Below are 14,585 nucleotides of genomic sequence, written 5' to 3' on the forward strand. Positions count from 1 at the left end.
TTATTTTTATAAAAAAGCCCAGGTATATAAGTAACCCGCTCCCATGGCCATCGTTAAGATAACGATTAGGAAGGCAGCAATCATCTGGTTCTTAAAAATTGATTTCAACAAAATTACTTCTGTAAGACTTGCGCCAGCACTACCAATAATAAGCGCCATAACAGATCCAAGAGCCATACCTTTTTGTACTAGTGCCGCGCTAAGTGGAATGACCGCCTCTGCACGGATGTACAATGGAATACCAATGATTGCTGCGACCGGAATCGCGTACCACTTCGCTTCACCAGCGAACTCCGCAATGAACTCCGTCGGGATGAAGCCATAGATAAATGAACCAATCGCAATGCCCATCATGAGATAAGGGAACACTTGCTTAAAGTCTTTCCAAGTTGATTGCCAAATACGTACCCAGCGGCTAGGCTCTTTCTCTTCCACGACTGTCGCTGTTGCACTACCGTCTGATGAACAGCAGGACACTTCCACTTTAGGTTCAGGTTTTGGTGCATCACCACAACAAGATGTTTTCGCCGCAACTGGCGTAGGTTCATTGCAGGCGCTGGTACTACAGCTTGATGCTGGTCTCGCTTCTTCTTTTTTCTTGCTTGAATCGCCACAAGAAGTACCGCACGAAGAAGAACCTACCGCTTGATATGCTTCTGGTTTGACGTAACGCTCAAACCCTAGTTTTTCAAGTACATAGCCTGCTACCACTGATACTGACATCGCAATAGCAAAGTAAAATACCGCAACTTTCCAACCAAAAGTCACCACAAACAAGCCAATAATCACTGGGTTAAGCAACGGGCTTGCAAATAGGAACACCATCATAGGTCCAAAACCTGCTCTTGCACGCAACAAGCCTTTTAAGAAAGGAATGGTCGAACACGAACAGAAAGGCGTAATCGAACCTAGCAACGCAGCAATGAAGTAACCTTTACCCTTTTTCGAGCTGAGAATAGATTGAATTTTTTCTGGCGTTAGAAAATCTTGCAACACACCGACAATGTAGCTAATTGCCAGAAATAAGATGATAAGTTCGGTTGCTAGAAACGCAAACATATCCAGCGCTTCTTTAGCCATAGTTATAATTTCTGTATTCACATTTACTCTCCTCGTCATTTTCGCTAACGAGCTTACCTGATAGATAAGCTTTCATTTCGATGATTCTAGAATTATAGAATCACAAAACAAAAGATCAACAAAATATTTCCATAAAAATGGAATAATAAGACTAGTCAATACTTATCAAAAAGTTACATGTCGTTAGCTATGCAGACTGGTTGTCGATGATAATTTCAGAGCATCTCGAATCCTTTTTATCAAACATAACCTAAAATTATCAAAATAAGAAAAAACCATAATTATTGCAGCACCACGCTCTGAGCTAGTATGACTTTCGACCATTCTTAATAATAAGGAAAACCTATGAGAGCGATAACTTACCAACGAGATAAAGATACTTTCTCTTTATCCGAATTACCTACACCAAAACTAGAAACCCAATTTGATGTATTGGTTAAAGTTAACGCTGTTGGTTTGAACCCTGTCGATGCAAAAATTCATTATTGGTCAGACATGGTCACTAACATGGATAACAATTTTGTTGGCGGGTTAGACGTATCAGGAGAAATAGTCTCTGTAGGCGATGCGGTCGTTGATTGGAAGGTTGGCGATAAAGTGTTGTATCACGGAAACATGAGACGCCATCACGGAGGATTCGCTGAATTTGCTATCCATGATTCAAGAACGCTTATAAAACACCCTCAGGTTCCGGTTGAAGTAGCAGCATCTACACCTTGCGCAGCCTGGACCGCATATCGCGCTTTGGTAGACAAGCTCGATATTTCAAATCGAAGCAGCATTTTTATCGCCGGAGGTGCTGGCGGCGTTGGAAGCTTTGCTATTCAGTTAGCAAAGACATTTGGTGTTGAACAGATCATTGCTACTAGTTCAGAAGCTAATCACGCATATTTGTCCTCGTTAGGAGCAACCCATACGATTGATTATCATCATGAAGATGTAGTTCAACGAGTAATGGACATTACCGGAAATCATGGCGTTGAGGTTGCACTCGATTGTGTAGGCGGTGATAACGACCGAATTGCAGCCTCGGTATTAACCTTTGAGGGAGAAATGGTGGAGCTCGTCAAGACTGTCGACCCTTCTCAATATCCAGATGCCTTCTTAAAAGGCTTGGGCTTCCACCAAATAAGTTTGGGCTCTGGTCATGTCTTTGGCGAGAGAGGGTTTGCAAGTATCGTTAATGCCGGAAAGGAAGTGTCTGAGCTATTAGAAAATGGAGAATTGGAAGTACCGAAACTGAAGATCATCGGCTTAGAGGATGTAGGTAACGCACTCTTGGACATGCGAAATCAGAGAACAGTTGGAAAGATTGTCGTTAATCTGAACCAAAAATAATTAATAAAGATCTCGAGGAAAACTGGCAAAGTAATGAGCAAGTTAAAGCATCTTGTTACTTTGCCAGATATGAAAGACCTTTATTTTGTCTATAACGATGAATGAAAAACAAAACCTCTTGCCATACTTCCCTGCGCTTCACCAAAATTAAGCGTTTTCGAGAGTGTCTCTCCAAGTCGCTAGCAATTTAATATGACGTGGTTCAATCCCACAGCAACCACCAATAATGCTCGCTCCCTGCGCATGCCACTTTTTAGCATACTCAAGATATTCAGTCGGAGAGAAATGACGAACTTCCTGAATGGTCTCGTTGGCTTGGTGCGCTTGCTTTATCGGAGCAAAGCTATTTGCGAAAACACCTATCGTCAATTCTCTACCTGACTCACACAATACTGCTTGTGTATCAATGATCGCTTGCTCGACAACTTCAGGAATAGAGCAATTGAAAAAGATACCTGAAACATTTGTTTTCAACAGCGTATTAACCGCGACTTTAAGAGATTCCCCTGAGCGAAGGCGAGGCAAAGAGTTAGGCTCATCCATTAAGGTGAAAGCAAGATAATTGGGCTTATCTGTTTTGGCTAAAATTATTGATAGAACTTCAACTTCAGCGAGGCTAGACACGGTCTCAGCTAACCAAATATCAACATATTGATCTTGAGCTTCAAATAACTCAGAAGCCACTTCCAGTGCCCTTTTCGGCTCGAATAATTCAGGCCTGTAAGACCCCATTACAGGAGGAAGAGAGCCCGCAACGAGCACTCTATCGTTAGAGCTGGTGACTACATCTCTGGCAATTTTAGCTGCAGATTTTGCTAACTCAGTCCCCCGTTTTGCATAGAGTTCCTCGCCTAAGTGAAATGGGACACATGCATAACTGTTGACAGTGATAATCTCTGCGCCAGCGTCTATGAAATTCTCATGGGCCATTTTTACATGTTGTGGTGATTCAATTAGCGCTTGTGCACTCCAAAGCGGCTGAGAAAAAGGGGCGCCAATACGTTTCAACTCTCGCCCCATGCCACCATCTAAAATTGTTACTTTCTTCATTTAGACATCCATACCGCCAAACATCCATAAGCTCTATTCAAACAAAATTTTTATCAATTCAAAATGAAATTGTTATGTTTAAAGTGAACAAAGACTTAATGGCTGATTAAACACTTTAGTATTTACCAGACCTTTCATTCGGACCAAGCTAATGTTATCGCCATTAACTTCGAGTAAAAAGCCCATTATCTATGTCTCTCGGCGAGGCGGGCGTTACGAGCCACAATAGTGCATGAAGTGATTGAGGGGCTAACCCTCAATCAAATTTTCTTTTTATTATAAGACCTTAGATAAAAATTTCTGCAATCTAGGATTGGAGGGGTTATCAAAAAATCGCTCAGGAGAGTCAGAAACCAAAAGCTCACCATCTTCCATAAACAACACCCTATCAGCGACCTCTTTTGCGAAACCCATTTCATGAGTAACCACGACCATGGTCATTCCGTCCTTGGCCAAATCTTTCATCACATCAAGAACTTCTCCAACCATTTCAGGGTCTAGTGCTGATGTGGGTTCATCAAACAACATAATGTTGGGTTTCATTGCTAACGCACGAGCGATTGCGACGCGCTGCTGCTGTCCACCCGATAAATGATTAGGATAATTATCCATTCTCTCCGACAGACCGACTTTATAAAGCAAATCTTTTGCTTCTTTCTTCACCGATTCAGGGTCACGTTTAGAAACCTTTAAAGGTGCTAACATGACGTTCTCTATCGCCGTTTTATGTGGAAAAAGGTTGAAGCCTTGAAATACCATGCCCACATCAGCGCGTAGTTTATTGATATCCGTAGATTTGTGGTACATATCGATACCATCTACGATAATAGACCCACTGTTTATTGTCTCTAATTGATTGATCGTCCGTAAGAATGTTGACTTACCAGAACCTGACGGTCCTACGATGACAATCACTTCCCCTTTTTCTACATTTACCGATACGTCCTTGAGCGCATGGCAGCCATTAGGGTAAATTTTATTAATTGTTTTTGCTGAAATAATGTATTCCATTAATGACTCCACCATTAATCACTTGCTGCCAATTTCTTTTCTAACGTTTGTATTGCCCAAGATAAGGTACTAGTTAGAAGCAAATAAAGGGCCGCAACGGTAAACCAAACTTCAAATGGGGCAAAACTACCACTTACGACTTCCCTGCCCGCTTTTGTCAGATCAGTAATCGAGATCACGGAGACGAGTGAGGAATCTTTTATCAGGTTGATAAACTGCCCGGCTAAGGGAGGTAATGTCTGCTTAAACGCTTGAGGTAAAATGACATAAATCATCGCTTTGGGATAATTCATTCCTAGTGAACGCGCCGCTTCCATTTGTCCTCTTGGGATTGACTGGATTCCTGACCGCACAATTTCTGCGACGTAAGCGGCGGTAAACACGGAGAGCGCTATCACTCCCGCAGTAAAACGCTCAAGGTCAAGCACAGTACCAATAAAGAAGTAAACGATAAAAATCTGTACTAAAAGAGGCGTTCCACGAATGACCTCGACATACACAAGCGCCAGCTTTTTTAATGCCAGATTGCTGGATATACGCATTAGTCCGACAACTAAGCCCAACGCTAGAGCAATGATAAGTGACCAGAGTGAGATTTTAATGGTCGTCACAACACCATCTAAAATTGGGCCAGAGCGCCACTCTTTTATAGTTGCTAAGGTATCTCCTTCAAAAATAAGATCACCTTCATAGACGTCGACAGACTTATATTGGCTTAGTTCAAGAACAATATCACCATGAATACTCTCCAGAGCCAGTTGGTTATTCTCGTCGAGAATGATGTTCCCATCGACAGGCGCGGTAATGGATGAAGCAGCGTTAGTGGCAATATAAGGAAGGACACGCTCCCAATTCCAGCTGTAATCGATTCGCTTACCTGACAGATAGACAAGACCGCAAATTGATAGCAAAACAAGAACAAAAACAGCGTTCCACAATAAGGATTTAAAGTTATTTTGCATGTGATTCCGAGAATGACTTTGATTAAAGTTGGTTGGGTATTTGAATAAAGAAAAGCGTTAGCTTCACAGCGCGAACCGTTTGGTTGGCGATGAACCAAGCCAGAAGCTAACCGCTCCTCTACAATAACAATATGATTACTTAACTTGCTTTAACCATTTATCGTCGTTAAACCACTTATCGTAAATGCGATCGTAAGTTCCATCGCCCTTAATTTGACGTAAATAGTTGTTTAAGAAGTTAAGCGTATCTGGATTTCCTTGCGGCACAGCCCAACCCAAAGGCTCGTAAGTAAACGGTTTAGCCAAGTGCATTAACTGCCCTTTGTTTTCCGCCACATAAATAGAGTTGTAAGGAAAGTCATAAACAAACGCATCTACCTTTCCGTTGGCAACCTCAAGTACCGCTTCAGACTGAGTTTCGTATAGATTTATCTTAGCTTTCGGAAGGTATCGTTTTACCGCTTGCTCACCCGTTGTCCCAAGCTTAGTTGCAACAACATATTCTGGACTATTGAGATCTCGGTAACTAGACACTTTACCTTCATGTTTGAGATCTACGAGAATGGATTGACCAATAACCACATAGGGATCAGCGAAATTCACCTGAGTATTTCGCATAGGTGTGATAGTCATCCCGCCCATAATCATGTGACACTTACCAGTCAACAGTGTTGGGATAATGCCATCCCATGAAGTGTTTACCGGCACAAACTTAACATCCATGGCACGCGCCATTTGCTTACCCAAATCGATATCAAACCCGATGTACTGCCCATTTTTTGCTGTCATTTCAAAAGGCATATACCCAGAATCAAAGCAGACTTTTAGCTCCCCTGTACTTTTGATGTCGTCTAAAATTGGGTCTGCATTAACCGTCGTCGAAACAGCTAACCCCAGTGCAGCAAAACACAATAACTTTTTCATGGATATTCCTTTATCATTTGTTGTAAAGTTTTTTTATACACGACAAAAGAATAAAAAACCACAAACAATGACTTTTTAATCACTAGAATTTGTAGGATCGTTACTAAGCTGGAAGATTTGAATGAAAATCTATACCAAGCCATTGCAATTGAATTGCATGCATTAAGTGATTAAGTTGTAGGCAGGTCACTATAACGACAAGAAACATAAGCTTTGACTGAATAGTCAGCGTTTCCGAGAGTGGTTTAATTATTAACGAAACCATACAGATATTCGCTTTTTCACATTGACCGTAATGTCAAAAGTGCTTGAGTTTTATTGTTGACAATTCTTCCATAGTCAATGGTCACAAATGTGATGTACAGCACATTTCTATAGTGGCACTATCACCTTTGTCGAGAGATATTAACAAGGATTCGTTGGACATCTTGACTTTGTAATACAAATAAAAAGGTGACTATATGAAAAAACTAATGACGCTCTCATCACTATTATTATTCAGTTTATCTGCTACTGCTGGTATTCATGTCGAACACTCTACAAACAAAGTTGTTCTCAATGACTTTACGACAAAAGATGCCGCTTATAGCTCTGCGTTTGATCTTGTCGATGAATACCAAACGCTATCAAAACATGAACTTAGAAATCGTCTAAACATCATTGGAAGCGGTTTCCCTCGTGATATTGCAATCGATGATAGTAAGGTGAGAGTTGAAGAGTACGCACTTAACCGTGATGAAGTTAAATATCGTGCAATCATAAACTTCGATTATCACTTCAGAACAAGTGACGGCGGTAAAAACTAAAAAATCATCTGCACCTTTACTTTCTTAGAGCCCTTCCTATTTTAAGAAAGTAAAGGTGTCTAATCATATTGAAACGACGGCTTTTCATAAATCGCTCTCTCCTTACATAAGCAGTATCAATCCCTACCTCTATCGTTTACATAAGAATCTTTTTTCCAATCTTCATTGAGATACATTTCGTCGTTTGGCACTTTGTCATTCGCTTGGTGCGTCTTATGGACTCCACATCACTTAAATGAAAAAGACACTTGAAATTGAGTTTAAATTTCTATGAAGATTAACTAAATCTAAGATCGACAATTGTCTTTACATTTTTCTCGTTTATAGCAATATATAAAACTACTTTTTTCGTTTTAATTAACCATAAAGCGTGAAAATAAAAAAAGGCAACAAGACACTTCTTGTTGCCAAAGAAAAAATACATCATTCAAAAAATATGAAAATGAAAACTAGCAGTGGACTAGCTAACAAAACCATTATATTCAAAACACTTAAACAAGTAACGATCAATATAATCCATTATATATGGATGAAAATCAGCACTTATGAAATTACACCGATAAATAAAAAAGCCTGAAAATAGTTTCAGGCTTTTTAGCTTTATTAATTTTTTAGAATGAATATCTCGCAGCTATTGCAAGAATATCGTCTTCATTGTCTACATCTGTAATTCTGTATTCTGCTAGTGCTTTAAAATTAGAAGTCAAATCGTACTCTGCACCTAGTGAGTAGTAATCGACGACATCTTCATCATCACGCTCTAGATTGTTATATCCAACTAGTGCCCAAAGCTTATCTGTTACTTCATAAGTGGCAACTGCTTCAATACCGGTGTAATCAATATTACTTTCAGAACCATCTTTAGCCCAGTTTTCACCATCACTGTATAAAACAGAGGCATAAAACTTGTCGTATTCAAATGCAATAGCACCCGTTAGCAGCTCTGCATCTTCTGCACCCGATTGCCCTTCACCTTCGTTGTAACCAAGCGCAACTTTGAAGCCATATGGCAACTTGTAGTCCGCCGCCGCACCATAAGAAGCTGCATCTGTTGACACTTCATCGTTTTCAGCCTGATAGCTAACATGAATATTCAAACCTTCATAGCTTGTCGTTAGCTTAAATACTGAATCGGAGCGACCGGTACCATATAGATCCGCACTTACGCCAGCAGCTTCATTACCAAACTCCGGGAAAATATCCGTGTAATCAGATACTAAAGTGACCGCACCGTATTGACGTCCATAACTTACTGTTCCGTAATCTGCACCAACTCCTACATAGCCTTTTCGGATATCAAATTCATCATCTTCAATCCCATCAGCATCTCTGCGATTAGACTTAAATTCCAACTCATATAAGCCGAAGGCATAAAGATCTTCATTTATTTTAGACTCACCTGAAAGTCCTACACGAATGTAGCTATTATCTCCGTCAGCATTTTTATCATCAGAGAAATAATACATCCCTTGCGCTCGGCCATGAATATTTAACACTGATTCTTGATCTTCATAAACTACGGCTGAATTTGCAGCACTTGCAGAGAAAAGTGCTGCGATTGCGATCGACGTTCTTGTCATTTTCATTTAATTACCACTACTTGTGTTGTTTGAATCGAGTGAAATTATGAACAGTGGCAATTATTTTTAAAGTGCAAATTCAACCATATTCTATGGATAAATATAAACAAGCCCTCAATCTAAAACATTATGTCCTAGTACTCATATTAGTTGAGATAATCCATCCAAACAGGAGGCGTCCCTATTATTTTTTGAACAGTATCAATGAACAGTTTGGCTAATGGTTGTTGATTTCGGTGAGTATACATTGCATATATTTCCCCTATTGCGGGAAGATTATAATCAGGAAGCAACTGTACAAGATCTTGTTTACTCAAACTCTCCTGAAGAAAGAACTGCCCTATTAAAGCATACCCTAGATCAGATTTTACGGCATCGAGCATTAACTCAGTTTCATTCACGAAGTACTGCCCGTTGATATTATACGTTCTAACGTCGCTTGATGACTGGCTTGGCGCTATACGTAGCTTATCCGCCTTAAAGTTAGCATTAGAGTATATTACTGCTGGCATTTTTATAAGCTCTTCGGGAGAGCTCGGAGTTCCATACTTGTCAATAAAACTCTTTGATGCAACCAGTGCCATATTATTGCTTGCCAACTTACGTACTATCATGTTGGACTCTCGGATTGGTCCGATACGAAACACAACGTCAAAACCTTCGTGGATAACATCGACTCGATTATCATCGAGCAGCAGCTCTACAGTAATGTTTGGGTACTGTTTTATAAACTCTTTAACTGCCTGATTTAAGTATGCTCTGCCAAAGAAAGTGGAGCTTGATATTTTCAAGTTACCCTTCGGTTCATCCTGAAATGTAGCAGCAATACTACGAGTTTCGGTTAGAACCTCTCTTACTTTCTTGGCTTGCGCCACCATCTCAACACCTGCATTGGTCAGGGATAGCGAACGCGTGGAACGGTTTAACAGCCGTAAGCCCAATTCATCCTCTAGCTTTTTGATCTGTTTTGACAAAGCTGAACGATCTATATGATTTCTGTCAGCAGCCTTAGCAAAAGTTCCGTATTCAGAGACATCCAGTAGTAATTCAAGTTGGCTTGCGAGATCCACTGCACAATTCCTTATTTAGTTTTTATTCTTTATGTGATGGGAAATGGATTTTACAAAATTAATTTCAATTTTTTATGGTTCAAATTGCATCAGTGAGTTGCAAATAATGCACGAATTAAAAAAGCTTTAATTTTCGTCGCTATCTTTAGCTTCTGTTTAGTTATTCCTATCTATTATGGCTTATTACATTTAACAATACTCCACGTCTTTAAAACCCTAAACTGACCTTTTTCAAACCAAAAAGCGAGCATTTTGACCAATATTTAATCGTGCATTTTTATCACTACTCTATGTTCGCTGAGGGCCTATTTACCCATAGGTACAATGAATACAATGCCGTTCCTTTTAGTATGAACAGAATCATTTAGGGCGCGACAAATGTTAAAGAAAGTTTTCGGCATTGGCCTTTTATCCGTTTTAGCTGCTTGTGCAGACGAAGAGATAACCAAACAACCTAATACTCCCTTACCTACGATAGACGTCTCCAAAGTCATCTATGAGCCCGTTCAATCGTGGTTCACCTTTACAACAAGGCTCCAAGCCCCAGAGAAAGTTTCTTTAATGCCACGCGTTTCCGGTGTTATTGAAACGGTAGAGTTCAAAGACGGACAGAGTGTCAACAAAGGCGACTTACTCGTCACTCTTGATGATCGAACCTTCAAAGCTCAGGTCTCACGACTTGAAGCGCAAGTTAAGAGTGCTCGAGCTGCGCTAGAGCAAGCAGCAAACGAACAAAAGAGAGCCGCTCAACTTGTTAAGCGAAAGGCCATCTCAGCGGAACAAGCAGAGGCCCGAGATACCGCAGTAAAACAACGCTCTGCAGAACTAATGGCTTTGCGTGCTCAGTTAGAATCCGCAAAGTTAGATCTTGAGTTTACGAAGATATATGCCCCTATTAGCGGCACTATTTCAAGAGCATTCATTACTAAAGGAAACAATGTAAACGCAAATCAAAGCGTTATATCAAACATTGTCTCTAACGATCAGGTATATGCATACTTTGATGTCGATGAGCGAACTTGGAACCGTTACTTCTCGACAATCAATGCCGACTCTAACTTACCTACTCGTCTTGAACTATCTGGACAAAATGGGCAAGAGTTTTTTGGACGCGTTGACTTTGTCGACAACTCCATCAACGAAAACACCGGTACTTTGCAGGTTCGAGCGGTATTCGATGCAACAAAATCAAACTTAAAAGTGGGATCGTTTGGCCGAGTTCAGATATCAACAACCAAACCAGTTGAACGAGTTCTCGTTCCAGAGCGTTCTATTGGCACAGATCTAGAAAACCGCTTTGTATTAACACTCAATGAAGAGAATACGTTGCAATACAGCATCGTAACCTTAGGCGAACGTTACGGAACATTTCGTGCCATCGAGAATGGCTTGAACGCCGACTCAATTATTGCGGTAAATGGCCCAGCAAAAGTTGGCCCAAATAGCAAAGTCACACCAAAAAATGTCACGCTAGATATTAGCAACACTTCATTGATTATGGCTTCAAACTCAACATCGTTGCCAAACAAACGTTTAGCTCAAGACTAAGAAGACAACCGAATGAAATTTGCACACTTTTTTATTCAAAGACCCATATTTGCCTCTATGTTATCGCTATTGATATTAATAGTAGGCGCAATTTCACTTTTACAGTTGCCTGTGAGTGAATATCCAGAGGTTGTCCCTCCTACAGTGGTAGTTACAGCAAACTATCCTGGTGCGAACCCAAAAGTAATCGCAGAAACAGTTGCTACGCCTCTGGAGCAAGAAATTAATGGTACAGAAAACATGTTATATATGTTTTCGCAGGCAACCAGTGACGGCAGAATGACATTGACCGTAACCTTTGCTTTAGGTACGGACTTGGACAAAGCTCAGGTTCAAATTCAAAACCGCGTCACTACAGCTTTGCCCCGATTACCAGAAGCCGTCCAACGGTTAGGAGTTGTTGCCGAAAAAGCCTCTCCTGATCTCACTATGGTTGTGCATATATATTCTCCAGATTCTAGCCGTGAAGTCAGTTATTTAGCTAACTACGCTAATTTAAACTTGAAAGATGAGATAGCTCGGCTCGGAGGCGTCGGTGATGTGCGCCTTTTCGGTGGTGACGAGTACTCAATGCGCTTGTGGTTAAATCCAGATGAGCTCGCTTCTAGAAATCTAACCGTAATGGACGTTGTCTCCGCCGTCCGATCTCAAAACCAACAGGTGGCAGCAGGCTCATTAGGTGCGCAACCAGCCGCTAATGAAAACCAATTCCAAGTTTTGTTGAACGTAAAAGGCCGCTTGGAGAATATTGATGAATTCAACGACATTGTAGTAAAAGTTGACGAAACAGGGGCTTTGACACGTCTTAAAGACGTTGCACGCGTAGAGCTAGGTCAAAACTCTTATGCACTGCGCGCCTTGTTAAATGGTAAACCAGCGGTGGCGATGCCCGTATTCCAGCGCCCTGGTGCTAATGCTATTGAGCTATCTAATCAGGTTCGTTCAACCATGGACCGTTTACAAACAGCCTTTCCAGCTGGAGTTTCATATGAAATAGCCTACGACCCGACCGTCTTTGTTCGTGGTTCGATAGACGCGGTGGTTCATACTCTGCTAGAGGCAATTGTACTAGTTGTTGTTGTAGTCATTTTGTTTTTGCAAACATGGCGCGCGTCTATCATCCCTATCATTGCGGTGCCTGTTTCATTAATCGGTACGTTCGCCGTAATGCAAATGCTCGGAGTATCGATTAACACGCTTTCGTTGTTTGGACTTGTTCTCGCCATAGGCATCGTCGTCGATGACGCCATTGTCGTCGTCGAAAACGTGGAACGGAACATCCATAATGGTCTTGCACCACTAGAAGCAACGAAACAAGCAATGACCGAAGTTACCGGGCCAATTATTGCAATTGCTTTAGTGTTATGTGCGGTGTTCATCCCGACGACCTTTATTACAGGGTTATCCGGTCAGTTTTATAAGCAGTTCGCACTAACAATTACGATCTCGACGATTATTTCAGCAATTAACTCGTTGACGTTATCGCCTGCTTTATCAGCACTGCTATTACAAGATAAGAACGCAAAACCCGATCGGCTAACCAAGCTATTGGATGCGGTTTTTGGTAAGTATGTTTTTGCGCCATTCAATAGAATTTTTGAGTACAGCTCGAACCAATATCAAGCTCTGGTCAAGAAGCTGATTCGCTTTAGCCTTGTTGTTGTGGTGGTATACATTGCGTTACTCGGGGGAACGGTTTCTCTATTCAAAGCGGTTCCTGGAGGATTCATTCCTCAACAAGATAAGCAGTATTTAGTTGCGATCGCCCAACTTCCAGATGCAGCAAGTTTAGATAGAACAGAGTCCGTTATTAAAGAAATGGAAAACCTCGCGCTGGCAACACCTGGCGTAGCACAAACCATTTCTTTCCCAGGCTTATCGGTCAATGGTTTTACTAACAGTCCGAATAGTGGCATCGTTTTTGTTACGCTTGAGGACTTCGATAAACGAAATGATCCAACTCTCGGCGCAAATGCGATTGTTGCATCTTTAAATAAGAGCTTTTCAATTATTGATGAAGCCTTCGTTGCGATTTTTCCACCACCACCAATCCAAGGACTTGGATCTACTGGCGGCTTTAAGCTTCAAATCGAAGACCGTGCGAACAAGGGGTTTGATGAGCTCTTCAAGCAATTGAACTTGGTAATACGTGAGGCATCAACAAGACCCGAGCTGATGGGATTATATTCCACATTTCGTATACAAGTGCCGCAGATGGACATCCAAATAGATCGTGAACAAGCGATGCTGCAAGGTGTTCCTCTAGAGCAGGTTTTTGATGCGCTTCAAGTTTATTTAGGATCATTATACGTCAATGACTTCAATATGTTTGGTAGAACATACAAAGTGAATGCCCAGGCAGACATGAACTATCGTCTCGAACCTGACCAAATACTTAACTACAAAGTAAGAAATGCTGCCGGACAAATGGTTCCTCTCGGCGCTGTACTGGAGATCATACCCACGATTGGGCCTGACCGCGTGATGCACTATAACGGCTACCCTAGTGCAGAACTAAACGGCAGTCCTGCTTTTGGTTACAGTTCTGACCAAGCCCAAACGGCTATTGAGGAAGTACTGGATCAAAACCTAGCAGAGGGAATGGTTTATGAATGGACTGATGTAACCTACCAGCAGATTTTGGCTGGTAACACGATGGTGTATATATTCCCACTTGTTGTTTTGTTAGTTTTCATGGTGCTAGCTTCGCAGTACGAGAGTTTAAAACTGCCATTCGCTATCATTTTGATCGTTCCTATGACCATTTTTTCTGCACTAGCAGGTGTTTGGTTCATTGGTGGTGACAACAATATATTCACACAAATTGCTTTGATTGTCCTTGTGGCTCTAGCGTGTAAAAATGCCATCTTGATGGTGGAGTTCGCTAAAGAACTTACAGACAATGGCCAAGATACCTTATCAGCGATTTTGGAAGCATGTCGTTTACGTCTTCGACCGATTCTAATGACATCAATTGCATTTACCGCTGGTGTTATTCCATTAATGATTGGTACAGGGGCCGGAGCGGAAATGCGACAAGCAATGGGTATTGCCGTATTCTCGGGTATGGTAGGCGTAACGGTATTTGGATTACTACTCACACCTGTTTTTTACATGTTAGTGAGCCGAAACAAAAAACGTCAAACACTATAACCATAATATAAATACTCATTTAAATTCATACTAAAGGGAGCTATTGCTCCCTTTTCTTTTGGT

Annotated in this window: 11 protein-coding genes; 4 read left to right on the forward strand and 7 right to left on the reverse strand. The window is 41.2% G+C overall.

Features of this window, described 5'->3' with window-relative positions; all coding sequences use genetic code 11:
- Positions 1-6: 6 nt before the first annotated feature.
- Entirely contained in the window at positions 7-1,080 is a 1,074-nt protein-coding gene (locus R7Z78_RS16885; RefSeq protein ID WP_250154148.1) for a permease, read from the reverse strand.
- Between the two features lie 345 nt (positions 1,081-1,425).
- Between R7Z78_RS16885 and R7Z78_RS16890 the strand changes: the two genes are divergently transcribed.
- Positions 1,426-2,418, forward strand: coding sequence for a zinc-binding dehydrogenase (locus tag R7Z78_RS16890; RefSeq protein WP_104975339.1), 993 nt, complete (start codon positions 1,426-1,428; stop codon positions 2,416-2,418).
- 147 nt (positions 2,419-2,565) lie between these two features.
- Here R7Z78_RS16890 and R7Z78_RS16895 read toward each other — a convergent pair whose 3' ends face one another.
- The 4 genes from R7Z78_RS16895 to R7Z78_RS16910 form a co-directional block, all read right to left on the reverse strand.
- The gene (locus R7Z78_RS16895) at positions 2,566-3,468 is read right to left on the reverse strand and encodes a homocysteine S-methyltransferase family protein (RefSeq protein WP_104975340.1); all 903 of its coding nucleotides are present in this window, start codon (positions 3,466-3,468) and stop codon (positions 2,566-2,568) included.
- Positions 3,469-3,744: 276 nt separating this feature from the next.
- Positions 3,745-4,479 carry an amino acid ABC transporter ATP-binding protein gene (locus R7Z78_RS16900; protein ID WP_005377326.1) on the reverse strand — a complete coding sequence of 245 codons (735 nt, stop codon included), beginning with the start codon at positions 4,477-4,479 and terminating at the stop codon, positions 3,745-3,747.
- 14 nt (positions 4,480-4,493) lie between these two features.
- Positions 4,494-5,441: an amino acid ABC transporter permease gene (locus tag R7Z78_RS16905; RefSeq protein WP_054579516.1), complete on the reverse strand. Its 948-nt coding sequence runs from the start codon at positions 5,439-5,441 to the stop codon at positions 4,494-4,496.
- Positions 5,442-5,576: 135 nt separating this feature from the next.
- Complete coding sequence (locus R7Z78_RS16910) at positions 5,577-6,365, reverse strand: transporter substrate-binding domain-containing protein (RefSeq protein WP_005377324.1); 789 nt, start codon at positions 6,363-6,365, stop codon at positions 5,577-5,579.
- Between the two features lie 461 nt (positions 6,366-6,826).
- Between R7Z78_RS16910 and R7Z78_RS16915 the strand changes: the two genes are divergently transcribed.
- Positions 6,827-7,171, forward strand: coding sequence for a DUF3316 domain-containing protein (locus tag R7Z78_RS16915; protein WP_005377323.1), 345 nt, complete (start codon positions 6,827-6,829; stop codon positions 7,169-7,171).
- Positions 7,172-7,782: 611 nt separating this feature from the next.
- On the opposite strand, the gene R7Z78_RS16920 is transcribed toward R7Z78_RS16915, so the two are convergent.
- Together R7Z78_RS16920 and R7Z78_RS16925 are read right to left on the reverse strand one after the other, a co-directional pair.
- Complete coding sequence (locus tag R7Z78_RS16920) at positions 7,783-8,757, reverse strand: porin (RefSeq protein ID WP_005377322.1); 975 nt, start codon at positions 8,755-8,757, stop codon at positions 7,783-7,785.
- A gap of 140 nt (positions 8,758-8,897) precedes the next feature.
- A complete protein-coding gene (locus R7Z78_RS16925; RefSeq protein ID WP_005377321.1) occupies positions 8,898-9,821 on the reverse strand; it encodes a LysR family transcriptional regulator in 924 nt (307 codons plus the stop codon).
- A gap of 378 nt (positions 9,822-10,199) precedes the next feature.
- On the opposite strand from R7Z78_RS16925, the gene R7Z78_RS16930 reads away from it, so the two are divergent.
- Both R7Z78_RS16930 and R7Z78_RS16935 read left to right on the forward strand, forming a co-directional pair.
- Positions 10,200-11,369 carry an efflux RND transporter periplasmic adaptor subunit gene (locus R7Z78_RS16930; protein WP_053304410.1) on the forward strand — a complete coding sequence of 390 codons (1,170 nt, stop codon included), beginning with the start codon at positions 10,200-10,202 and terminating at the stop codon, positions 11,367-11,369.
- 12 nt (positions 11,370-11,381) lie between these two features.
- Positions 11,382-14,522 (forward strand): efflux RND transporter permease subunit, encoded by a 3,141-nt coding sequence (locus tag R7Z78_RS16935; RefSeq protein WP_104975341.1) that lies wholly within the window; start codon positions 11,382-11,384, stop codon positions 14,520-14,522.
- Positions 14,523-14,585: the final 63 nt, after the last annotated feature.

Origin of the sequence: Vibrio sp. 1167, assembly GCF_033340375.1 — a bacterium.
Lineage (GTDB): Bacteria > Pseudomonadota > Gammaproteobacteria > Enterobacterales > Vibrionaceae > Vibrio > Vibrio alginolyticus.